This is a genomic window from Streptomyces sp. NPDC007983, assembly GCF_042958345.1.
Taxonomy (GTDB): domain Bacteria; phylum Actinomycetota; class Actinomycetes; order Streptomycetales; family Streptomycetaceae; genus Streptomyces.
In genome coordinates, this window is sequence record NZ_JBIBJI010000002.1 from 197,047 (window position 1) to 218,720 (window position 21,674).

At 72.0% G+C, this 21,674-nt stretch carries 19 protein-coding genes; 7 read left to right on the forward strand and 12 right to left on the reverse strand.

Annotation, left to right across the window (positions count from 1 at the left end; genetic code table 11):
* Nucleotides 1-3: 3 nt before the first annotated feature.
* From chvE to ACFZCY_RS05715, 5 genes are all read right to left on the reverse strand, one after another.
* Nucleotides 4-1,113 carry a multiple monosaccharide ABC transporter substrate-binding protein gene (gene chvE, locus ACFZCY_RS05695; RefSeq protein WP_391169760.1) on the reverse strand — a complete coding sequence of 370 codons (1,110 nt, stop codon included), beginning with the start codon at nucleotides 1,111-1,113 and terminating at the stop codon, nucleotides 4-6.
* A 32-nt stretch (nucleotides 1,114-1,145) separates the two neighbouring features.
* The gene (locus tag ACFZCY_RS05700) at nucleotides 1,146-2,162 is read right to left on the reverse strand and encodes a hypothetical protein (protein WP_391169762.1); all 1,017 of its coding nucleotides are present in this window, start codon (nucleotides 2,160-2,162) and stop codon (nucleotides 1,146-1,148) included.
* Nucleotides 2,163-2,267: 105 nt separating this feature from the next.
* Complete coding sequence (locus tag ACFZCY_RS05705) at nucleotides 2,268-3,281, reverse strand: alcohol dehydrogenase catalytic domain-containing protein (protein WP_391169764.1); 1,014 nt, start codon at nucleotides 3,279-3,281, stop codon at nucleotides 2,268-2,270.
* Nucleotides 3,278-4,438 (reverse strand): enolase C-terminal domain-like protein, encoded by a 1,161-nt coding sequence (locus ACFZCY_RS05710; protein ID WP_391169766.1) that lies wholly within the window; start codon nucleotides 4,436-4,438, stop codon nucleotides 3,278-3,280. The genes ACFZCY_RS05705 and ACFZCY_RS05710 overlap by 4 nt, the downstream gene beginning before the upstream one ends.
* Nucleotides 4,439-4,520: 82 nt before the next feature.
* Nucleotides 4,521-4,742 (reverse strand): hypothetical protein, encoded by a 222-nt coding sequence (locus ACFZCY_RS05715; RefSeq protein WP_391169768.1) that lies wholly within the window; start codon nucleotides 4,740-4,742, stop codon nucleotides 4,521-4,523.
* A gap of 527 nt (nucleotides 4,743-5,269) precedes the next feature.
* Between ACFZCY_RS05715 and ACFZCY_RS05720 the strand changes: the two genes are divergently transcribed.
* From ACFZCY_RS05720 to ACFZCY_RS05735, 4 genes are all read left to right on the forward strand, one after another.
* Nucleotides 5,270-6,025: a DUF5819 family protein gene (locus tag ACFZCY_RS05720; protein WP_391169770.1), complete on the forward strand. Its 756-nt coding sequence runs from the start codon at nucleotides 5,270-5,272 to the stop codon at nucleotides 6,023-6,025.
* Complete coding sequence (locus ACFZCY_RS05725; RefSeq protein ID WP_391169772.1) at nucleotides 6,026-7,192, forward strand: HTTM domain-containing protein; 1,167 nt, start codon at nucleotides 6,026-6,028, stop codon at nucleotides 7,190-7,192.
* Between the two features lie 92 nt (nucleotides 7,193-7,284).
* Entirely contained in the window at nucleotides 7,285-7,800 is a 516-nt protein-coding gene (locus ACFZCY_RS05730; protein ID WP_391169774.1) for a DUF6299 family protein, read from the forward strand.
* Nucleotides 7,801-7,903: 103 nt separating this feature from the next.
* Nucleotides 7,904-10,654, forward strand: coding sequence for an ABC transporter substrate-binding protein (locus tag ACFZCY_RS05735; RefSeq protein WP_391169776.1), 2,751 nt, complete (start codon nucleotides 7,904-7,906; stop codon nucleotides 10,652-10,654).
* A gap of 2 nt (nucleotides 10,655-10,656) precedes the next feature.
* Here ACFZCY_RS05735 and ACFZCY_RS05740 read toward each other — a convergent pair whose 3' ends face one another.
* Complete coding sequence (locus ACFZCY_RS05740; protein ID WP_391169778.1) at nucleotides 10,657-11,274, reverse strand: TetR family transcriptional regulator; 618 nt, start codon at nucleotides 11,272-11,274, stop codon at nucleotides 10,657-10,659.
* Between the two features lie 110 nt (nucleotides 11,275-11,384).
* Here ACFZCY_RS05740 and ACFZCY_RS05745 point away from each other — a divergent pair, with 110 nt between their 5' ends.
* Nucleotides 11,385-13,904, forward strand: a complete 2,520-nt coding sequence (locus tag ACFZCY_RS05745; protein WP_391169780.1) for a glycoside hydrolase family 3 C-terminal domain-containing protein — start codon at nucleotides 11,385-11,387, stop codon at nucleotides 13,902-13,904.
* A gap of 16 nt (nucleotides 13,905-13,920) precedes the next feature.
* Here the strand turns inward: ACFZCY_RS05745 and ACFZCY_RS05750 are convergent, their stop codons facing one another.
* Complete coding sequence (locus tag ACFZCY_RS05750; RefSeq protein ID WP_391169781.1) at nucleotides 13,921-14,805, reverse strand: SGNH/GDSL hydrolase family protein; 885 nt, start codon at nucleotides 14,803-14,805, stop codon at nucleotides 13,921-13,923.
* Between the two features lie 326 nt (nucleotides 14,806-15,131).
* Here ACFZCY_RS05750 and ACFZCY_RS05755 point away from each other — a divergent pair, with 326 nt between their 5' ends.
* Nucleotides 15,132-15,626, forward strand: coding sequence for a DUF3145 family protein (locus ACFZCY_RS05755; protein ID WP_391169782.1), 495 nt, complete (start codon nucleotides 15,132-15,134; stop codon nucleotides 15,624-15,626).
* Between the two features lie 29 nt (nucleotides 15,627-15,655).
* The gene (locus ACFZCY_RS05760; protein ID WP_391169783.1) at nucleotides 15,656-16,597 is read left to right on the forward strand and encodes an NAD(P)-binding domain-containing protein; all 942 of its coding nucleotides are present in this window, start codon (nucleotides 15,656-15,658) and stop codon (nucleotides 16,595-16,597) included.
* A 60-nt stretch (nucleotides 16,598-16,657) separates the two neighbouring features.
* Here ACFZCY_RS05760 and fabF read toward each other — a convergent pair whose 3' ends face one another.
* The 5 genes from fabF to ACFZCY_RS05785 all read right to left on the reverse strand — a co-directional run bounded on the left by fabF (nucleotide 16,658) and on the right by ACFZCY_RS05785 (nucleotide 21,590).
* On the reverse strand, nucleotides 16,658-17,923 hold the full coding sequence (gene fabF / locus ACFZCY_RS05765; protein WP_391169784.1) for a beta-ketoacyl-ACP synthase II: 1,266 nt from the start codon (nucleotides 17,921-17,923) through the stop codon (nucleotides 16,658-16,660).
* 70 nt (nucleotides 17,924-17,993) lie between these two features.
* A complete protein-coding gene (locus tag ACFZCY_RS05770; RefSeq protein WP_009718247.1) occupies nucleotides 17,994-18,242 on the reverse strand; it encodes an acyl carrier protein in 249 nt (82 codons plus the stop codon).
* An 82-nt stretch (nucleotides 18,243-18,324) separates the two neighbouring features.
* Nucleotides 18,325-19,335, reverse strand: coding sequence for a beta-ketoacyl-ACP synthase 3 (locus ACFZCY_RS05775; RefSeq protein WP_391169785.1), 1,011 nt, complete (start codon nucleotides 19,333-19,335; stop codon nucleotides 18,325-18,327).
* Nucleotides 19,336-19,356: 21 nt separating this feature from the next.
* Complete coding sequence (locus tag ACFZCY_RS05780) at nucleotides 19,357-20,316, reverse strand: acyltransferase domain-containing protein (protein WP_391169786.1); 960 nt, start codon at nucleotides 20,314-20,316, stop codon at nucleotides 19,357-19,359.
* A gap of 89 nt (nucleotides 20,317-20,405) precedes the next feature.
* Nucleotides 20,406-21,590 carry a CdaR family transcriptional regulator gene (locus ACFZCY_RS05785; protein WP_055550570.1) on the reverse strand — a complete coding sequence of 395 codons (1,185 nt, stop codon included), beginning with the start codon at nucleotides 21,588-21,590 and terminating at the stop codon, nucleotides 20,406-20,408.
* Nucleotides 21,591-21,674: the final 84 nt, after the last annotated feature.

Consider the following 21,674-nt stretch of genomic DNA (forward strand, 5'->3'; position numbering starts at 1 on the left):
GCCCTACTTCAGCTGTGACGCGGTGTAGTAACCCTGGTCCACCAGCACTTGGGTGTTGGACTTGTCGATGCTGACCGGGTTGAGCAGATAGGTCGGCACGACCTTCTTGCCGTTGTCGTACGACTTGGTGTCGTTGATCGGGGCCTTGCCGCCGGTCAGCTCCGCCTTGGCTATCTGCACGGTCGCCTTCGCCAGCTTGCGCAGGTCCTTGTAGATGGTCTGCGTCTGCTGGCCCCGGATGATGGACTTCACGGAGGCCAGCTCCGCGTCCTGCCCGGTCACCACCGGGAACGGCTTGGCCTTCGTGCCGTAGCCGGCGCTCTTGAGCGCCGACAGGATGCCGATGGACATGCCGTCGTACGGCGAGAGGACGGCGTCGACGTCGTCGGTGCTGTACGACTTGTTGAGCAGGTCCTCCATGCGGTCCTGGGCGGCGCTTCCGCTCCACTTCTCGGTGTAGAGCTGGTTGAGGCTGGTCTGCTTGGAGCGGACGACCAGCTCGCCCTTGTCCATGTACGGCTTGAGCACGCTCATCGCGCCGTTGTAGAAGTACCGGGTGTTGTTGTCGTCCGAGGAGCCGGCGAACAGCTCGATGTTGAACGGGCCCTTGCGGCCCTTGGCCAGCCCCAGCTTGTCGACGATGTACTGGCCCTGGAGCCTGCCGACCTTCTCGTTGTCGAAGGTCGCGTAGTAGTCGACGTTCTTCGTGCCCAGGAGCAGCCGGTCGTAGGAGATCACCGGGATGTTGGCGTCATGGGCCTGCTTCAGGACGTCGTTGAGCGCTCCGCCGTTGATCGGCGCGATCACCAGCAGCCGGTGACCCTTGGTGATCATGTTTTCGAGCTGGGCGACCTGGGTGCGGACGTCGTCCTCCCCGAACTGCAGGTCCGTCTTGTAGCCCGCCGCCTGGAACTGCTTGGCCACGTTGCGGCCGTCGGTGATCCACCGCTCGGAGGACTTGGTCGGCATCGCGATGCCGATCGTCCCTCCCTTTTCCTTGCTCTTGTACCGACTGCCACCGACCGCTTCCTGGCCACAGGCCGTGGCGGTCAGTGAGAGCGCGAGGAGGCCGGCGCCTATCGCCGCGACTCGTGCGCCTCTTACCGTACGCATGGTGATGGGGTCCTTCCCTGGGGCGTCATTGCTCAGGACTTCTGGGGTGCCGCGCCGGTGGCGGCGTCGGACGCGTCCGTGACGGGGAAGCGCCGCAGCGGACCCGGCAACCGGGAGCCCAGCGGCGACAGTCCGCCGTCCGCGCCCAGCCGGGCGAGCAGATCGAGCACGAGCCGGCCGCGGCGCACCCGCTCGCGCGCGCTGTTCAGCGCCACGTCCCGCAGTTGCGCGCCGTAGGGGTAGATCCCCGGAGACTTGCTGAGCCCGAATTTCAGATAGATGGGGGCGCCGCGGCGGATCAACTCGGCCGCGTCGTAGAGCCGTACGTACCCCCCGAGGTCGTCCGGCGCCTCGATGTAGAAGTCCATCGGGGCGCGGGAGACCCGGCGGATCTCGGTGAGGTGTTCCAGCGTCAGATCGGAGGGGATGTTGATCGAGTCGGCGCCCAGCTGCTCGTACACCGCGAACGAGGCCGGGTTGACCGGGCCGATCAGCGCGGACAGCTTGAAGGTGGTGTCCGCGGGCAACTCCCCCCGCTCGCGCAGCTGGTGCAGCAGCCACAGCACGCCCTCGTCGGCGACCAGCAGGCACTTCACCCCGAGCGAGGCGGCCCGCAGGGCGTCCTCCACGCATCCGGCGACCGCGTCGTGGCCGCGGGCCCGCAGGCCGCCGCCACCGGAGTCGGAGCGGGTGGCGCCGCCGATGTCCCATGTGCCGCGCGGCCCGGTGAACAGGCACAGCTCGGCGTTGCGCTCCGCGCAGGACTCCACCATCTCGGTGATCTCGGCGTCGGTGAGCATCCACACGCCGCTGCCCTGGCTGATCCGGTGGATCGGTACGTCGAGCCGCCCGGCCTCCTTGAACACGGTGGCCAGCGCCTCCGGGCCCTCGACGGACGGGATCTCGGTGCGCCAGGTGCCGCCGTCGGGGAAGGAGTGCGCGGAGGCGTCGGCGGGGTCGGGCGCGGGCGCCGCGTGGCCGAGCGGGGCGAGGGCGGCGTCGGCGGGACGGCGGGGGCCGGAGGGAAGGGCTGAGGCGGCGGTCGTCACGGTGCTCCTTGTATCGCCGTAAGGACTAGGTGAAGCCCTCGTCTTTGAGGACCGTTCAGGTTTTCGGGGAGCGAAGGTGTTCCCCGGGGGGAGATTCGGAAGGGATCACGCGGGTCGCAGCAGCACCTTGCCCACCTTCGGATCACCGCTCCCCACCAGCTCGATGGCGGTGGCGAAGTCGGTGAGCGGCAGTTCGTGCGTCACCAGGGGCAGCAGCGTCAGCAGCCCCGCGTCGAAGACCCGCACCGCGTGCGCCCACGCGTCCGGCGCGGCCCCGAACACGGTCTGCACCTCGATCTGCCGGACGACCAGGTCGGTCGGGTCGAGCCCGTCCGCCGTGCCCGCCGCCGGGATGCCGGTGAGCACCAGCCGGCCGCCGCGCCGCAGCAGGGCGGCGGAGGTACGGGCGGCGGGGGCGGACCCGGCGGTCTCGATAACGATGTCGAAGCCGCCCCGGACGTCCTCCAGCCGGTCGTTCGTGACGAAGGCCGTGGCCCCGAAGGACAGCGACAGTTGCTCCCGGTCCGGCCGGGTCCCGACCACCAGCAGCTCGGCGGGGGAGACGGCGGCCAGGAACTGCACGGCGATCATGCCGAGCGTCCCGGTGCCCACCACCGCGACCCGCTGGCCTGGCTGCGCGTTGGCCTTGAGCGCGGCGGCGGCGATGCACGCGGCGGGCTCCAGCAGGGCGGCCGCGGTCAGATCGGCGTCGTCGGACAGCGGGTGCAGCAGCCGGGCGGGCAGGGTCAGGGTGGTGGCCATCGCCCCCGGCTGGGTGAAGCCGGTCTCCTCGTACCCCGCCGTGCACAGCGTGGTCTCCCCGGCGTGACAGCGGTCGCACACTTGGCAGTTGCGGAACCCCTCGCCGACGACCTTCCGGCCGACGAGCGCTTCGGGTACGCCCGCGCCGACCGCCTCGACCGTCCCGGACCACTCATGGCCGGGGGTGACGGGATACCGCACGTACCCCTCGGGCCGGTTCCCCTCGTACACCTCCCGGTCGCTGCCGCAGATCCCGGACGCGTGGACCCGCACCAGCGCGTCCCCGGGCCCGGCCTCGGCCGGGGCGGTCTGCTCAAGGTGGAACGCGCCGGGCGCGTCGAGGACGAGCGCGGTCACCGCTTCAAGCCCTTCGGGTCCCGCTTCTCCCAGCCCTCGGCCCACAGGTCGAAACGGGCCTGCTGCTGCGGGAATTCGGCCGCCGCGTCGGTGTCCAGCTCGACGCCGAGGCCCGGCTCGTGCGACAGCTCGAAGTAGCCGTCCACGACCTGCGGCGCGCCCTTGACCACCTTCTTGATCTCCGCGTCGGCGAAGTCGTTGAAGTGCTCCAGGATCTTGAAGTTCGGGGTGCAGCCCGCGACCTGGAGGGAGGCGGCGGTCAGCACCGAGCCGCCGACGTTGTGCGGCGCGACCAGCACGTAGTGCGTCTCGGCGGTCGCGGCCAGCTTGCGGGTCTCCAGGATGCCGCCGATGTGGCCGACGTCCGGCTGGATGATGTCGGCGGCCTGCGACTCGAACAGCTCGCGGAACTCGATCCGGTCGTGGATGCGCTCACCCGTCGCGATCGGCAGGTTCGTCTTCTCCGTGACCTTCGCCAGCGCCTTCAGGTTCTCCGGCGGCACCGGCTCCTCCAGCCACGACGGCCGGAACCGCTCCAGCTCGCCCGCGATGCGCACGGCGGTGGACGGGCTGAACCGCCCGTGCATTTCCACCAGCAGCTCCGCGTCGGGCCCGATCGCGTCCCGCACCGCCTCGACCAGCGAGATCGAATGCAGCGTCTCGGCGTGGTCCAGCTCGAAGTGGCCGGTGCCGAACGGGTCCAGCTTCAGCGCCCGGTAGCCGCGCTCGACCACCGTGGTGGCCGCCTTGTGGAACGCCTCGGGGGTGCGCTCGACCGTGTACCAGCCGTTCGCGTACGCCTTGACCTTGTCGGTCACCTTGCCGCCGAGCAGCTGCCAGACCGGCACCCCGAGCGCCTTGCCCTTGATGTCCCAGCAGGCCATCTCGACACAGGCGATCCCGGACATCACGATCTCGCCCGCCCGGCCGTAGTCGCCGTACTTCATCCGGCGCACCAGGTCCTCCACCGCGAACGGGTCCGACCCGGCGATGTGGTTCTTCTCGGCCTCGTGCAGATAGCCGAGGAGCGCATCGGTGTGGCCGAGCATGCGGGTCTCGCCGACGCCGGTGATGCCCTCATCGGTGTGGACCTGCACGTAGGTGAGATTGCGCCAGGGGGTGCCGACGACGTGCGTGCTGATTCCGGTGATGCGCAAGGCTCTGACCCTTCGCGGTGTTCGATATTTCGTCACTCGTTCGAAATCCTGGCGTGACGGTAATCACCGGGCGTCAGGGGTGTCAATGGTCCTGCGTCGAATGGTTATCGAACGCTGACCTCTCTGCTACGGGCCATTTGGCGGACGTGATCGTGTCGGTGCCACGACCGCGTTCCACCCCCGGGCAGGCTGCGCCGCTGACGGCGAAGGTTTCATCGAGAGAGGCGGTCAGATGAAGAGAGTACTGCGAACGGTCGTCCTGAGTGCGTGTGTTGCGGCGGCTGTCGCCTTCGGCGGCGTCCATCAGGACGGTGGCACCCATTCCACTCGGGCGCAGCAGGGCCCGAACCCCGGCGACCTGTTCCGCGCCTTCATCCGTGGCGGCTCGACGCAGGACAACGACTGCGACAGCCGATTCGGAGGCCTGGCCACCGGGGGCACCAGCGGGAGCAGTGGGAGTAGTGGGAGCAGCGGCAGCAGTGGGAGCAGCGGGAGTAGTGGGAGCAGCGGCAGCAGTGGGAGTAGCGGGAGTAGTGGCAGCAGTGGGAGTAGCGGGAGTAGTGGGAGCAGCGGCAGCAGTGGGAGTAGTGGGAGCAGCGGCAGCAGTGGGAGTAGCGGGAGCAGTAGCGGGGCCAGCGGGAGTAGTGGCAGCAGTGGGAGCAGTAGCGGGGCCAGCGGCAGCAGCGGCGGCAGCGGCAGCGGGGGCGGCGGCATGTCCCTCGCCGCGTTCAGCGTCCCGGCGGCTGCTCCCAACGCGCCTCGCGGCATCGGGGCGAACTGCCTCAACATCCGCGGATAGCGGCATCGGTATCCGGTCGCGGTGAGCGGAGCATGATGGAACAGCCCACCAAGGCCCCTGCCGGGCGGCCCGGGGACGGAGACGCCGGGCGGCATGCGACCGCCAGGGTCTGTGCGCCCCGGGCGCCCGTGCTGGAGGAGGGGCCGGGCGACCCCGGTCACACCTGGTCCGGTCCCTCCCTCGCGCTGCTGGCGGTGACCGCCGTCGTGCTGCTCGGCGCGGCGCTCTGGCACCTGGCCCTGGTGTTCCTGAGCATCGCGCCGCCAAGTCCGGTGCAGCGGGCGTACGCACACACCATCGATGGGCACGTCTACCCCGAATTCACCCAGGACTGGCAGCTGTTCGCGCCCCAGCCGCTCCAGGCGAACATCCGCGTCGAGGCCCGGGCGCTGACCGCGGGCGGAACCGGGGTGCGCCGTACGGGACGGTGGACGAGCCTCACGGCCCAGGACATCGCGGGCGTACGGCACAGCCTGCTGCCGAGCCACGCGGACCAGAACCTGCTGCGCCGCGCCTGGGACTTCTACCGGGACACGCACAACCGGCGGGAGGCGCCGACCGACGCACGGGGCGCGCTCGCCGCCGAATACCTCAAGCGGATCGCTCTGAGTCGCCTCGCGCACAGCGGCCAGGGCGCCCACGGCGAGCGGATCATCGCACTGCAGATGCGCAGCCGGTCCGCGCTCATCCCGCCTCCGCACTGGAGCGCGCGCCCGCCCGGGCGCGACACCACCCACCGCACCCTGCCCTGGTGGCCGGTGACGGACGACGACCACAGGGGACTGTGAGTGAACCGACTGGCCCGGCTGATCACCTTCGCCGCCCGCACCCACGCCCCCTACCAGGCCGCCCTGCTCCGCATCGGGCTCGGCGGCATCGCCGCCGCCTTCCTGCTACGGGAGTGGCCGAACCGGCGGCTGCTGTACGGCGACCGCAGCCCCTGGGCGCCGGACATGGCGGCCCGTGTCATCGAGGAGGACCACCGGTTCAGCGTGCTGCTGTGGTCCGGTGGCCACTGGTGGTTCGAACTCGTCTACCACGGCGCGATCGTGGCCGCCCTCCTGCTGATGCTGGGCTGGCGTACCCGGGGCACGTCCGTGGTGTTCCTGGTGGCGGTGCTGTCGATCGAGAGCCGTAACACCTATCTGGGTGACGCCGGGGACAACGCGATGCGGGTCATGGCCCTGTACCTGGCGTTCACCCGCTGCGGGGCGGTCTGGTCGCTCGACGCATACCGCCGTGCCCGGGCCCGGTGGCACGGGAAACCGGTGTACGACCGGGCCGGGGTCGCGCTGTGGCAGGCGCTCGGGGTGCTGCTGCTGTGGGTGTCCGACGGCTTCCCGCACACCGCGTGGGCGGCGGTCCTGTGGGCGTTCTGGGCGGCCCACGGCGTGTGGTACGCGGCGCACCGGTGGTCCTGGGGGCGCCAGGCGCGCGACCTGCTCGACGCGGCCACGGCGATGCTGCACAACTGCGCGATGCTGGTGATCGCGGTCCAGGTCTGCTTCATCTACGGGACGGCGGGCTGGTACAAGGTCCAGGGCCTCCGGTGGCAGGAGGGCAGCGGGCTGTACTACGCCCTCCACCTGGACTACTTCATGCCGTGGCCCGCCGTCGTGGGACCGCTCACCCACAGCATGCTCGCGGTCTTCGCGCTGACCTACGGGACGGTCATCGTGCAGGTGGCCTTCCCCTTCCTGCTCGGCTACCGGCGGCTGAAGAACGCCCTGCTGGCGGCGATGATGCTGGAGCACCTGGCGATCGCCGTCGTCCTCGGCATCCCCTTCCTGTCCGCCATGATGATCGTCTCGGACGCGGTCTTCCTGCCCACGTCCTTCCTCCTCCTGGCGGGCACGCACTGCACCCGCTGGGCCCGGCGGCTGACCGGGGCGGCGGTCAACCCGCCGTCGCGGGAGCACCCGCCCAGCGGTATCGGACACGCCGCCCGGGGGTGAGGTTCCCGCGGGCCGCATCGCGCGCCGGATAGCTGTAACAGGGACTTCGTCCCCCACAGGGAAATCCCCCCGCTCACGGAGGTACGTACCCCATGCGCAACCGTCGCCGCTTCCTCGGTGCCGTCACCGGCCTGCTCATCGCCGTCCCCCTCACCCCCGCCGCCCACGCGGCCCCGTCCCCCGCCGTGCCGTCCGCCGGAGCCGCGGGGCTCCCCGGGATGCCGCAGACGGGGCAGCGGAGCCTGCCGCTGCCGTGGGGCGACAACGTCACCGTGGACCGCGTCGGATACGTGGGCAGCACCGGGACCGTCGCCCTGGCGGGGACGTACCGCTGCCTGGGCGACGGCGTGGACATCCCGCGCGCCGACATCCTCGTCACGCTCACCCAGGGCCAGGAGCGGCGGGGGATCGGGGGCGGTGCGGCGCTCTGTGACGGGCTGACGCACCGCTGGTCGGTGGAGGAGCCATCGGCCGGGCGGTTCGTGCCGGGCCCGGCGTACGTGGAGAGCAGCCTGCTGCGGCTCGAGGTCCGCCAGCAGCTCGTTCCGCTTCCGCGCACCGCGGCCGTGGGGGAGCGTGCGATCACGCTGGAGGCGCGCGAGATGTGAGACCCGCCCCCTGCCGCCGCGCATGAGCCCCTTCTCCGCGGGGGATAACCCTCGTTTCCACCGCCTTTGTCACGGGGCGGGCAGGAGAGGGGGAACGGGGACGATGACGACGGGGGACCCACAGGACCGCATCCCGGCGTATCCCGGGGTCGAGCGCTTCGTCGAGGCGTTCGACAAGCTGGTCATCCAGCAGCGGCGCAGCCGCAGCAGGGTGCCGGTGGTGCTGTTGACGGAAGAGGGCGCCGGGCGGGCCGGCCGGAGGATCGTGGGAGGGCTGCGGTCGCGGCTGCGCGGCCGCAGCGAGGTGCTGGCGCCGCACGCGTACGTACCGGCGCTCCCGCCCGGCGCCGATCCGCCGCCGCTGGAGCTGTTCGAGCAGATCGCGCTGCAGCTCGCCGAGTCCATGCCGGTGGACACCGGGCAGCTGCGGCTGCCGGGCTACCGGCTGCTGCACTCGGTGGTCACGGCCCCGGCCATCGACGGGCCCGTCGAGCACCGCCACCGCGATCTGCGCAACCACTGCTACGACGAACACCGCCGCTGGTCGCGCACGGCCAACACGCTGTGGCGGATCGGCGGCCGGGACCACGCCAGCGGCGGCTCGGTCGCGGAGCTGCTGTGGAACTTCGTGGCCGGGCCGCTGTGCCAGACCCTGCCTCGCCGGCTGTTCGGCATCCGGGCCACCCGCCGGATGCTCGGCCGCGGCCGCCACCGCCGCTGGTACGCGGAGTGGGCGCGGCTGCAGCGCGGCACCCCGCCCACCGACTTCTTCCGCTCCGCGCTCGACCACGTGCCCGGCGGCGAGGGCAGCGACCCCGAGCGCCTGGACCGGGTGCTGATGCACGCGCTGCTCGCCGACCTGGACGGGGCGGTGCGCCGCCGCCGCTTCAACCCGTGGCGGATGCGCCGCACCACCCGGTTCGTGCTGCTCTTCGAGGAGGCCGGGGCGCTGGACTCGCGGGTGCAGCGTTTCTTACGCGAACTGCGCTCCGCCGTCGAGGATCTGCGCTGTACGTCGGTGATCGCGATCGCGGCGGGGGCGCGTTCGCTGGCGTCCCGCATCCCGGACATCGAGGCGGCCGACCTGGCCCACGCGGGCGCCGAGCTGGAGCTGGTCGAGCGGCAGGGCATGCGCGCGGGCCAGCCCACCGGGATCGTGGTGCCGGTGAGCGAGGGCCCGGAGGACGACGAGCGGGCGTCGTACTGGCTCGGCCGCCGCCCCACCCTGGTCGTGCCGTCCCGCCGCTGGGGCCCGCGCACCGAGATCGCCGGGGTGGCGCTGATCGCGCTGATCACGCTGGGGCTGGTGGCCGGCGGTCTCTACCGGCCCTACTGGGGCGGGGGCGACGACTCTTGCGCGGGCCAGACCTTCCTGGGCAAGGACGGCCAGTGCGTCGGGGTGACGACGGGCACCCAGCGGTTCGCCCAGGGCACCCACGAGCGGCAGGTCAGTGAGGTGCTGGGGCAGATAGACCGGCAGAACGGCGAGGTCGACGCCGCGATGCGCCGCCGCGAGGCGGCATCGCCGCGCTACCGCACCGTCGTCTACATCGGCCCGTTCAGCGGCGGCGCGGGCGCGGACGACCCGGTGCGCGGCGGAACCCTGCCCGAGCTGCGCGGGATCGCGCTCGCCCAGGCCCATGTCAACGCCCTGGCACTGACCTCGGAGGACCGGGTTCCGGTGCGGGTGCTGGTGGCCAACGCGGGCCATCTCTTCGAGGACGCCCCGGCCGTCGCCGACTCCATCGTCCAGCTGGCCCGGCGCGATCCGTCGATCGTCGGCGCCGTCGGCCTCGGCCAGAGCCGCGGCTCCACCTACTCCGCGATCCGCAAGCTGGACGCGGCCGGCATCCCCATGATCGGCACCTCCGGCACGGCCGACTCCCTGCTCGCCCAGGGCCCGCACTACTACCAGCTCGCGCCCGTCGACTCCCGTGCCGCCCAGGTCATGGCGGCGTTCGTGCGGGAGGCGGCGATGGTGACCCGGCCCGGCCGCGCCCCGGTGAAGGCGCGCCGGGTGATGCTGGTCGCCGATCCGAAGGATCCGTACAGCGCCGGGCTGGCCCGTTCGTTCCGCGCCGAGTACCGGCCGGGTCCGGTCGAGACGCTGCTGCTGGGGACGGGCGGGGGCGCCACCGGACCGGCCGGGCGGTCGTACGACACGATGGAGGACTTCGCGGAGCGGGTGTGCCGGGTGGCGGGCGGCGATGAGCCGACGGGCGTCGTCTGGACGGCCCGCGGCAGCCAGTTCGTCACCTTCCTGTCCGAGTACGGCCGGATGGCCGACGGCTGCCCGGCCGTCAGCGTGCTCGGCGGCGACGACGTCACCAACGCGCTGCTGCTGGGCCAGAATCCCTGGGCGATCTTCCAGGGGCTGAACCTGTACTACGTCTCGCACGGCGAGCCGTCGCGCGTCCGGGCGAAGAGCGCCCAGGCGTATCTGCGGGCGTACGACGCGCAGTACGGCCGCGAACGCGGGGCGCTGGCCCGGGCGATGCGGCTCGACGGGCACTCCCCGCTGGCCTGGGACGCCCTGTGCTATCTGTCCCAGGCCATCGACGAGGCCTGGGTGGGCAGCGGGAAGCGGGACGGGCGGCTGGACCGGGCGCTGGTGCAGGCCGTCCTCTACCAGGGCCTGGGCAGCAGCGGTTTCAACGGGGCGACCGGCCGGATCGACGCCCATGGCGTGGCCGGGGGCGGGCGGCTGACCGCCGACAAGCTGGTGGCCATCCTGCACGGCGCGCCCGAGGGAGCCCCGCGGTCCGCGCTGCTGTGCGGGGCGGTCACCGCGACGGACATCCGCAAGAAGTGGGGGCCCGGGGAGCGGTACACCTGCCCGGCTCCCGCCGGCTGACGCTATGCCGTCTCCTCATCGTCTCCCTGCCGCAGCAGCGAGACGAAGGTGCGGAAGAGGGCGGGCATGTCCACCGCGTCCGGATCGTGCAGCCACTGGAACTGCAGCCCGTCCAGCACCGCGACCAGCAGTGGCGCGGCGCTCTCGGGGGTGAGCCCGCCGGCCAGCCGGTCGCCGCACTCGCGGCGCAGGGTGTCCGCCATGTCGGCGCGCACCCGGTCGTAGCGGCGGGTGAACCAGTCGCGCGCGGGGTGGTCCTCGGTGACGCTCTCGCCCAGCAGCGCGGAGAAGGTCTGCACGATGCCGGGACGCATCGCGTTGTACTCCACCAGGGAGGCGAGCAGTTCCAGCGGCCAGGCGCCGCCGCCGTCGCGGCGCGCGGCGCCGGTGTCCCACTGGTCGCGCTCGGCCAGCACGGCGATGAGCAGGGCGTCCTTGGTGGGGAAGTAGTGCAGCAGCCCCTGCTGGGTGAGCCCGGCGCGCTCGGCCACCGCGCTCAGGGTGGCGCCCCGGTAGCCGCGCTCGGCGATGACTTCGAGGGCGCAGCGGACGATCTCCGCGCGCCGCTCCTGCCCGCGCCGGGTCGGCGCGTCGTCGCCCAGCTTCTCCAGCTTCTCCATGGGAGTACCGTAGAGCAGATTTGATAACGAAACAATAACGGTGCCTACCTGGATACAGGTAAACGGGTCCAGGATGGCCCCGACGACGGACCCGTTGAGGAGGCCGAGCCATGGCAGATGCGATCAGTGCGGGCGTGAGCGGTGTGGTCGAGAAGGCGCTCGGCGCGCTCGATCTGGAGACCAAGACCCGGCTGCTCGCCGGGCAGGACATGTGGTCCCTGCCCGCCGTCCCCGCCATCGGCCTGCGCTCCCTGGTGATGTCGGACGGCCCGATCGGCGTCCGGGGCGTCCACTGGACCGCCGACGACCCCTCCATCGCCCTGCCCAGCCCCACCGCCCTCGCCGCCACCTGGGACCCCGCCCTGGCCCGCCGCGCGGGGCGGCTGCTGGCCCAGGAGGCCCGGCGCAAGGGGGTGGACGTGCTGCTCGCCCCGACCGTCAATCTGCACCGTTCGCCGCTGGGCGGCCGCCACTTCGAGGCGTACAGCGAGGATCCGTATCTCACCGGCGCGATCGGCACCGGCTATGTGCGCGGCGTCCAGGACGGCGGGGTGGGCACCACCGTCAAGCACTTCGTCGCCAACGACGCGGAGACCGAGCGCTTCACCGTCGACAACCAGGTGGGCGCGCGGGCGTTGCGCGAGCTGTATCTCGCGCCGTTCGAAGCCATCGTCAAGGACGCCCGCCCGTGGGGTGTGATGGCCGCCTACAACGGGGTCAACGGCGCCACGATGACCGAGCACCGCGCCCTGCAGCAGGGCGTGCTGCGCGGCGAGTGGGGGTTCGACGGCTTCATCGTCTCCGACTGGACGGCCGCCCGCGACACCGCCGGAGCCCTGACGGGCGGGCTCGACGTCGCCATGCCCGGCCCGCAGACCGTCTACGGTGAGGCGCTGGCAGCCGCCGTGCGCGACGGCCGGGTGGCCGAACGGGACGTCGACGACGCGGTGCGCCGGGTGCTGACCCTGGCCGCCCGGGTCGGCGCCCTGGACGGAGCGGAGCCCGCCGTCGCCCCCGCCGACCGGCCCGGGCCGGTCGACGGCGACGCGCTCGCCCGCGAGATCGCCCGGCGCTCCTTCGTGCTGCTGCGGAACGAGCCGGCCGGGGAGGGCGAGGCGGCGGTGCTGCCGCTGCGGCCCGGCGGGCCCTCCGGCATACGGTCCCTGGCGCTCATCGGCGCCGCCGCGCGGGACGCCCGGGTGCTCGGCGGCGGCTCGGCGCTGGTCTTCCCCGACCATGTGGTCTCCCCGCTGGACGGGCTGCGCGCCGCGCTGCCCGCCGATGTCCGGCTGGGCTACGCCGTGGGCGCCGACCCCACCGACGAACTCGCCCCCGCCGCGCAGGGCTTCGCGCTGCGCGCCGTCGTCCGGGACGAGGACGGGCGGGTGCTGGGCGAGTCCCGGCTGCCCAGCGGCCAAGTGCAGTGGCTCGGCGACTTCCCCGAGGGGGTCGCGTACGAGGAGCTGCACACCGTCGAGGTCACCGGCACCTTCACCCCGCGCGAGAGCGGCGCGCACTCCTTCGGCACCCGGGGCCTCGGCGGCTTCCGGCTGGTCGTCGGCGATGAGGTGCTGTTCGACGGGCACCAGGCCATGGAGGAGGCCGAGGACCCGTTCGAGGCGTTCTTCGGCTCGCCCGTGCCGCGCGGGCAGGCCGAGCTGACGGCGGGCGAACCGGTCGAGGTCAGCCTCACCAGCGCGGTCGCCAAGTCGGACGAGGCGAACTGGCAGGCCGTCTGCTTCAGCTTGGTGCACCGCGCCCCGGAGCGCGATCCGCGGGAGCTGATCGAGGAGGCCGTCGCCGCGGCCGCCGAGGCCGACACCGCCGTGGTCGTGGTCGCCACCACGGAGAGCGTCGAGAGCGAGGGCTTCGACCGTACGGACCTGCGGCTGCCGGGCCGTCAGGACGAGCTGGTGCGCCGCGTCGCCGCCACCGGCACCCCGACCGTGGTGGTCGTCAACGCGGGCTCGCCCGTGGAGATGCCCTGGCGTGAGGACGTCGCCGCGGTCCTCCTCGGCTGGTTCCCGGGCCAGGAGGCGGGCGCCGCCCTCGCGGACGTCCTCCTCGGCGCCGAGGAGCCCGGCGGCCGCCTCCCGACGACCTGGCCGGTCCGGCTGACGGACGCGCCGGTGAGCCAGGTGACGCCCAGCGGCGGCCAACTCTCCTACGACGAGGGCGTCTTCATCGGCTACCGGGCGTGGGAGCGGCAGAAGGGCGCCGCTCCGGCGTACTGGTTCGGGCACGGCCTCGGGTACACCGACTGGGCGTACGAGGCGGTGGCCTTCACTCCCGCGGGTGATGCGGCGGGTGATGCGGCGGGCGATCTGGGCACGGTCACGGTCCGGGTGCGGAACGTGGGCTCCCGGCCGGGCAGGGAAGTGGTGCAGCTCTATCTGGCCCCGCCGACCGGCGGCTCCGAGGACCGCCCCGCCCGGTGCCTGGCGGGCTTCGCGGCCGCGGAGGCCGGACCGGGGGAGACCGTGGAGGTGGCGATCCCGGTACGGCGCCGCGCGGCGGAGATCTGGGACGAGGCGGCGGGCGCCTGGCGGCTGATCCCGGGCCCGTACACGGCGGAAGCGGGCCGCAGCGTGGCCGACCTCCGCCTCACGGCACCGGTGAGCGTGTCCTAGAGGGGGCTGAGGGGGTCTAGGGACTGGTGATGCGGCGGTAGGCCATCGCGGCCAGCCGCTGCTGACCCGCCTTGCTGGGGTGGAACCAGTCCCACTTGCTCAACTCGCGCTCGGTGAAGCGATAGTTGTGCACCGCGTCGTCGTAGCGGCACAGCGGGTCCTTCCCGCATACGTCCTTCAGCACCCGGTTGTAGTCGTCCACCCGCTTGTCGACCTGCTGCCGCCGCTCCGTCGAGGCCGCGTCCATCGCGTCGGAGTCCTTCAGCATCGACGGGCAGATGCCCAGCTTCCAGATCTGCCGCCCCAGCACGTTCTTCCGCCCCTGCGACCACAGCCGCTTCAGATCCGGGACGCTCGCGACGTACACCTGCGTCTTCGGCACCTCGCGGCGCAGCCGGGTGAGGGCCGAGGCGAAGGTGGAGCGGAACTGGTCGGTGGGGGTCATGGCGGCGACCGAGTCCCGGCAGGCGTCGTTGGAGCCGATCATCACGGTCACCAGCTGCGGCTTGCGCGTGGCCGCCGCCTGCATCTGGCCGGGCAGATCGGCCATGAGCGCGCCGGTCTTGGCGTAGTTCCAGCTGCGCGCGCCCGAGCGCAGCCGCTGGGCGAGGCTGTTCACATTCGTGCCGGTGGACCAGGAGACCTTGGGGCAGTCGGAGAGCACCGAGCAGGCGTCGAAGCCGCGGGTGATGGAGTCGCCCAGGGAGGCGATGGAGCTGGGGCGGGTGTTCCACGCCGGGCCCTCGGCGTGACCCTTGCCGCCGCGGCTCGGCCCGTTCCGGGAGGGGTCGTCGGAGCTGTCGAAACAGCCTGCCGTGCTCATGACCGCGGCCGTCGTGAGCAGGGCGACACCGGTACGCACGGTGGTCCGCTGCTTCCGGCGTGGTGCGCTGGCCCGCATGGCTGTTCCCCCTCCGACTGTTGGGTGATATCTATCCGGTACCGACGGTACGTCACTCCTGTGGCCGGTCCGCGCGGTACGTTTTTCTTGTGGCAGTTGGGCCGCAGCCCAGCACCATGAAGCGCGTTGCGATACCGTCACATTACGTTGCGTCACATCCTGTCCCTTTTCTAGAGAATTCTGCCCGAAAAATTTCACCGCAGGTAACCTCGGGACTGGTGCGAGGGTGATCATTAGGGCAGAATGTCGTGTGCTGTCCCGGGCGTGACCGGTACGGGCGCGAGGCCGCTGGGGAAGGCGCACCTCGAACCGCACAGGAGGCCCCGGTGACGACACGTGGAGTTCTGTATGTGCACTCCGCTCCGCGCGCGCTGTGCCCGCACGTCGAATGGGCCGTCGCGGGCGTACTCGGTGTGCGCGTCACCCTCGACTGGATCAAACAGCCCGCCGCCAACGGCACCTGGCGCGCCGAGTTCTCCTGGCAGGGCCAGGTCGGCACGGCCTCCAAGCTGGCCTCCGCGCTGCGCGGCTGGCATCTGCTGCGCTTCGAGGTGACCGCCGAGCCCTGTGCCACCGCCGAGGGCGAGCGCTACAGCTCCACCCCCGAACTGGGCATCTTCCACGCCGTCACCGGCATGCACGGCGACATCCTGATCCCCGAGGACCGGCTGCGCGCCGCGCTGGCCCGCTCCGCCCGGGGCGAGGGCGATCTGCAGGCGGAGATCGCCAAGTTGCTCGGCAAGCCGTGGGACGACGAGCTGGAGCCGTTCCGCTACGCGGGTGAGGGCGCCCCCGTCCGCTGGCTGCACCAGGTCGTCTGACGCAGGAGACACCCCGCTAGCGTGACGGGATGACCGAACAACTCCCGGCAGCAACCTCCGTCGCGGTCCTCGGCACCGGCATCATGGGCTCCGGTATGGCGCGCAACCTCGCCCGCGCCGGGCTCGACGTCCGCGCGTGGAACCGCACCCGCGCCAAGGCCGAACCGCTTGAGCCCGACGGCGTACGCGTCACCGACACCCCCGCGCAGTCCGTGGACGGCGCCGATGTCGTCCTGACGATCCTGCACGACGGCCCGGCCGCCCTGGAGACGATGCGCCAGGCCGCCCCGGCCTTGCGCCCCGGCACGGTGTGGGCCCAGGCCACCACCGCGGGCCTCGACGGGCTCGACACGCTCGCCGCGTTCGCCCGCGAGCGGGACCTGATCCTCCTCGACTCGCCCGTCCTGGGCACCAAGCAGCCCGCCGAGAGCGGCCAGCTCGTGGTCCTCGCCGCCGGTCCGCCCGCCGCCCGCACCGCCGCGGCGCCGGTCTTCGACGCGATCGGCAGCCGTACGGTCTGGGTCGGCGAGACCGGGGAGGAGGGCGCGGCCACCCGGCTCAAGCTCGTCATCAACAGCTGGGTCCTCGCCATCACCCACGGCACCGCCGAAGCGCTCGCCCTCGCCGAGGGGCTCGGCGTGGAGCCGCAGGGCTTCTTCGACGCCATCGCGGGCGGACCGCTGGACAACGGCTATCTGCACGCCAAGGCGGGCCTGTTGCGCAGCGGCGACCTCGCACCCAGCTTCGCGGCCAGGACCGCGGAGAAGGACGCCCGGCTGATCGTCGAGGCGGGGGAGCGGTCCGGCGTACGGATGGACCTGGCGGCCGCGGGCGCGGAGCGGTTCCGGCGCGCCGTCGAGCAGGGTCACGGCGACGAGGACATGATCGCCTCGTACTTCGCCAGCTTCGACGGCACGGACGGCACCGACAGCACGGACGGCACCGACAGCACCCACGGCGGCAAGGGCTGATACGCGAAGGGCGTGCCCCCGGCCGGAGCCGGAAGCACGCCCTTCACCCGTATCGCCGCCTCAGACGGTGCGGAAGGCCAGCACCACGTTGTGGCCGCCGAAGCCGAACGAGTCGTTCAGCGCCACGATCGGGCCCTCGCCCGGCAGCGACCGAGACTCGCCGCGCACGATGTCCGCGTCCGCCTCCGGGTCCAGCTCGTCGATGTTGATCGTCGGCGGGGCGGTCCGGTGGTACAGCGCGAGCACGCTGGCCACCGTCTCCACACCGCCGGTGCCGCCCAGCAGATGTCCCGTCATGGACTTGGTGGCGGAGATCGCCATGTGGTCCACGTCGTCGCCGAAGACCTTGCGCAGCGCCTTGAGCTCGGCCACGTCGCCCTGCGGCGTCGAGGTCGCGTGCGCGTTGATGTGCGCGATCTCGGCGGGCTTCAGATCGCTGCTCTGCAGCAGGTTCTGCAGCGCGTGCGCGATGCCGTTGCCGGACGGCTCCGGCTGGGTGATGTGGTGGGAGTCGGCCGAGATGCCCTGGCCGACGGCCTCCGCGTACACCCGGGCACCGCGCGCGGCGGCGTGCTCCGCGGACTCCAGGACGATGACGCCCGAGCCCTCGCCCATCACGAAGCCGTTGCGGTTGACGTCGAAGGGACGCGAGGCGCCCTGCGGGTCGTCGTTGTTCTTGGACATCGCCATCATGTTGCCGAAGGCGACGATGGGCAGCGGGTGGATGGACGCCTCGGTGCCGCCCGCGACGACCACGTCGGCGCGGCCGCTGCGGATCATCTCGATGGCGTAGCCGATGGCCTCGGCGCCGGACGCGCACGCGCTGACCGGGGTGTGCACACCGGCCCGGGCGCCGACCTCCAGGCCGACGTTGGCCGCCGGGCCGTTGGGCATCAGCATCGGCACGGTGTGCGGGGAGACCTTGCGGACGCCCTTCTCGCGCAGCACGTCGTACTGGTCGAGCAGGGTCGTCACGCCGCCGATGCCGGAGGCGACGACCGCGCCCAGCCGGTCCGGGTCGACCGCCGGGTCCTCGCCGGCCTTGCCGGTGAAGCCCGCGTCGGCCCATGCCTCACGGGCCGCGATCAGCGCGAACTGAGCCGACCGGTCGAGCTTGCGCGCCTGCGGGCGGGGCAGGACGGTGCCGGGGTCCACCGCGATGCTCGCGGCGATCCGGACCGGCAGGTCGGCTGCCCAGTCCTGCTCCATGAGGCTGATGCCGGAGCGACCGGCGAGCAGTGCTTCCCAGGTCGATGAGGCGTCGCCACCCAGCGGCGTCGTGGCACCAACACCGGTGACGACCACGGTGTGATTGGTCGAGTTCACAGGAATTCTTCACTCCTACGTAGCAGGTGCTGGACCTCCGCCACCGCACGGGTGGCGACAGACGCTTCGCTCAGCCCTGGTGCTTCAGGATGTAGTCGACGGCGTCGCCGACGGTCTTCAGGTTCTTGACGTCGTCGTCCGGGATCTTCACGTCGAAGCGCTCTTCGGCGGCGACGACGACCTCGACCATGGACAGCGAGTCGACGTCCAGGTCGTCGGTGAAGGACTTGTCCAGCGCGACGTCCTCGGCCGGGATACCGGCGATCTCGTTGACGATCTCGGCGAGACCTTCGAGGATCTGCTCCTGCGTGGCGGCCATTGCGGCGCTCCTTCTTCGGTGTGTTGCGATGGGTGAGCAGCGCCCGACTCGTCCGGGGCTGCGTGGATCTGGGCTAGAGAGCCTATGGGAGGGTAACGACCGTCGCTGCGTAGACGAGACCCGCCCCGAAGCCGATGACGAGCGCGGTGTCGCCGCTCTTCGCCTGCCCCGTCGCCAACAGCCGCTCCATGGCGAGCGGAATGGAGGCGGCGGAGGTGTTGCCGGTGGTCTCCACGTCACGGGCGACCGTGACGTGCTCCGGCAGCTTGAGGGTTTTGATCATCGAGTCGATGATCCGCATGTTGGCCTGGTGGGGGATGAACGCGTCCAGGTCGTCCGCGCTGACTCCCGCGTCGTCCAAGGCCTGCTGGGCGACCTTCGCCATCTCGTACACCGCCCAGCGGAAGACCGCCTGGCCCTCCTGGCGCAGCGCCGGGAAGCGCACCTCCTCGGCGGAGTGGTCGCGGTAGACGTCCCAGGGCAGCGTCTGGGCGATGGTGTCGGACTTGTCGCCCTCCGAGCCCCAGACGGTCGGGCCGATCGCGGGCTCCTTGGACGGGCCGACGACCACGGCGCCCGCGCCGTCGCCGAACAGGAAGGCCGTCGCCCGGTCCTCCAGGTCGGTCAGGTCCGAAAGCCGCTCCACGCCGATGACCAGCACGTAGTCCGCCGTGCCATCGGTGACCATGCCCTTGGCCAGGGTCAGCCCGTAGCCGAAGCCCGCGCAGCCCGCGGAGATGTCGAACGCGGCGGGCTTGCCGGTGCCCAGCAGATGGGCGATCTCGGTGGCGACCGCGGGGGTCTGCTTCAGGTGCGAGACCGTCGAGACGATCACGCCGCCGATCTGCTCGGGCGTCAGCCCCGCGTCGGCGATGGCCTTCCCGCCCGCCTCGACGGACATCTGGGCGACCGTCTCGTCCGGACCGGCCCAGTGGCGGGTGGCGATGCCCGAGCGGGAACGGATCCACTCGTCCGAGGAGTCGATGTGCTTCAGGATCTCCTCGTTCGGCACCACCCGGGTGGGGCGGTAGCCGCCGACGCCGAGAATGCGCGCGTACGGGGCGCCCTTGCTGGGCCTGATCTTCGCGGTCATGCTCTCGGAACTCCTATTCGGCTATACGGCCGGGGTGTCGGCGGCGGGTACGGCGTGCTCGGCGATCAGCGCGCGTGCCGCGTCGAGGTCGTCCGGAGTCTTGAGTGCCAGGGTCGCCACGCCCGGCAGGGCCCGCTTGGCGATGCCGGTGAGCGTCCCGCCCGGCGCCACCTCGATCATCGCGGTGACGCCCAGCTTCTGGAACGTCTCCATGCACAGGTCCCAGCGGACCGGGTTGGACACCTGGGCGACCATGCGCTGGATCACCTCGGCGCCGGACGCCACGACCTCACCGTCCCGGTTGGAGACGTACGCGGTACCCGGATCGGCGATCGGTACGCCCGCGACCAGGCTCTCCAGCGTGGCCACCGCCGGGGCCATGTGGTCGGTGTGGAACGCCCCGGCCACCTTCAGGGGAACGACGCGGCGCACGCCCTCCGGCTTGTCCTCGGCCAGCGCCGCCAGCTGCCCGGCGGTGCCCGCGGCGACGATCTGCCCGGCGCCGTTGACGTTGGCCGGGGTCAGTCCGAGCTTGTCGAGGTGCGCGACGACGGTCTCCTGCTCACCACCCAGTATGGCGGCCATGCCGGTCTCGGCGCGGCCCGCGGCCTCGGCCATCGCCAGACCGCGGTGGCGCACCAGGACCATGGCGGCCTCGTGGCTGAGCACACCGGTGGCGGCGGCCGCGGTGATCTCGCCCACGCTGTGGCCCGCGGCGGCGCCGACCACGTCCCGGACGCGGTGCTGGCCGTCGGCGAACAGCGCCTGGGCGGAGACGAGTCCGGCGGCCACCAGCAGCGGCTGGGCCACCGCGGTGTCGCGGATCTCCTCCTCATCGGCCTCGGTCCCGTAGTGGACCAGGTCCAGGCCGGACACGGCCGACCACCACCGCAGGCGTTCGGTGACGCCGGGGAGGTCGAGCCAGGGAGTCAGGAAGCCGGGCTTTTGGGCGCCCTGGCCGGGAGCGACGAGTACGAGCACTCTCACACTCTCTCTTGTGGGTGGTCCCGCCCGCCCGTGAGGACAAGGACGAAGAACGGTCAAGGGAATTGTTGGGGTCCAACAAACAGCTACGGAAATATGTCCCCGTCGGCAAGACGTCCGAGGATCAGGGCTATCCGTAGCGTGAAGGCCGACCGGACGTCGGATGGTGACCAGCCGGTGACGTCGGTCACACGTCGTAGCCGGTAGCGAACGGTGTTGGGATGAACAAAAAGCATCCGGGCGGCGCCTTCCAGACTGCTCGCCTGCTCCAGGTACACACTCAGCGTCTCCAGCAGGGCCGAGCCCGCTTCCTCCAGCGGTCTGTAGATCTCCTCCACCAGCTGGGCACGGGCGGCCGGGTCCCCGGCCATCGCGCGTTCCGGAAGCAGATCGTCCGCCAGCACCGGACGCGGGGCGTCCGGCCAGGCCGTACACGCCTTCAGGCCGGCCGCGGCGGCCGCCGCCGAGCGGGTCGCCGCCAGCAGGTCCGACACCACGGGACCGGCCACCACCGGCCCCGAGGCGAACGGCCCGATCAGGGCCTTCGCTGACTGCAGCGGATTGTCCGAGCCGCCCGCCACCACCACCAGCCGGTTGCCGAGCACCCCGGTGAGCACCTGCAGCTTGGCGTGGCGGGAGGCCCGCCGGATCGCCTCCACGGTCAGCTCGCTGTCCCCGTCGGGCGCCGTTCCCAGCACCACGCACACATGCTCGGGCGAGTTCCAGCCGAGCGCCGCCGCCCGGGACAGCGCGCCCTCGTCGGCCTCCCCGGACAGCACCGCGTTCACCACCAGCGACTCCAGCCGGGCGTCCCAGGCGCCCCGCGCCTCGGCCGCCTGCGCGTACACCTGGGCGGTCGCGAAGGCGATCTCCCGCGCGTACACCAGCAGCGCCTCGCGCAGCACCGCCTCGTCGCCGGGAGCCGCCACCTCGTCGATCGCCGACTCCATGACCTCGATGGTCGTACGGACCATCTCCACCGTCTGCCGCAGCGTGATCGCCCGGGTCAGCTCGCGCGGCGCCGTACCGAACACATCGGTGCTGATCGCCTGCGGCGCCTCCGGATGCCGGAACCACTCCGTGAAGGCCGCGATGCCCGCCTGCGCCACCAGCCCGATCCACGAGCGGTTCTCCGGTGGCATCGCCCGGTACCACGGCAGCTGCTCGTCCATGCGCGTGATGGCGGCGGCGGCCAGCTTCCCGGACGACTTCTCCAGGCGGCGCAGGGTGGCACTGTGCGGATGCGGGGTATTCGCGGCTGGTTCAGGCACGAGGACAAGACTGCCTTATCGGAGGGTGAACGCTGGGGGCGGGAGGCTACGCGGGGGTAGGGACGGGGGCAGGAGCGGGCCGGT

Coding starts and splice junctions, on each gene's coding strand:
- chvE (WP_391169760.1), bottom strand. CDS start 1,113: ATGCGTACGGTAAGAGGCGCACGAGTCGCGGCGATAGGCGCCGGCCTC.
- ACFZCY_RS05715 (WP_391169768.1), bottom strand. CDS start 4,742: ATGGACGCCGCCGAAGGCGACAGCCGCCGCAACACACGCACTCAGGAC.
- ACFZCY_RS05720 (WP_391169770.1), top strand. CDS start 5,270: ATGATGGAACAGCCCACCAAGGCCCCTGCCGGGCGGCCCGGGGACGGA.
- ACFZCY_RS05730 (WP_391169774.1), top strand. CDS start 7,285: ATGCGCAACCGTCGCCGCTTCCTCGGTGCCGTCACCGGCCTGCTCATC.
- ACFZCY_RS05735 (WP_391169776.1), top strand. CDS start 7,904: ATGACGACGGGGGACCCACAGGACCGCATCCCGGCGTATCCCGGGGTC.
- ACFZCY_RS05740 (WP_391169778.1), bottom strand. CDS start 11,274: ATGGAGAAGCTGGAGAAGCTGGGCGACGACGCGCCGACCCGGCGCGGG.
- ACFZCY_RS05745 (WP_391169780.1), top strand. CDS start 11,385: ATGGCAGATGCGATCAGTGCGGGCGTGAGCGGTGTGGTCGAGAAGGCG.
- ACFZCY_RS05750 (WP_391169781.1), bottom strand. CDS start 14,805: ATGCGGGCCAGCGCACCACGCCGGAAGCAGCGGACCACCGTGCGTACC.
- ACFZCY_RS05760 (WP_391169783.1), top strand. CDS start 15,656: ATGACCGAACAACTCCCGGCAGCAACCTCCGTCGCGGTCCTCGGCACC.
- ACFZCY_RS05770 (WP_009718247.1), bottom strand. CDS start 18,242: ATGGCCGCCACGCAGGAGCAGATCCTCGAAGGTCTCGCCGAGATCGTC.
- ACFZCY_RS05775 (WP_391169785.1), bottom strand. CDS start 19,335: ATGACCGCGAAGATCAGGCCCAGCAAGGGCGCCCCGTACGCGCGCATT.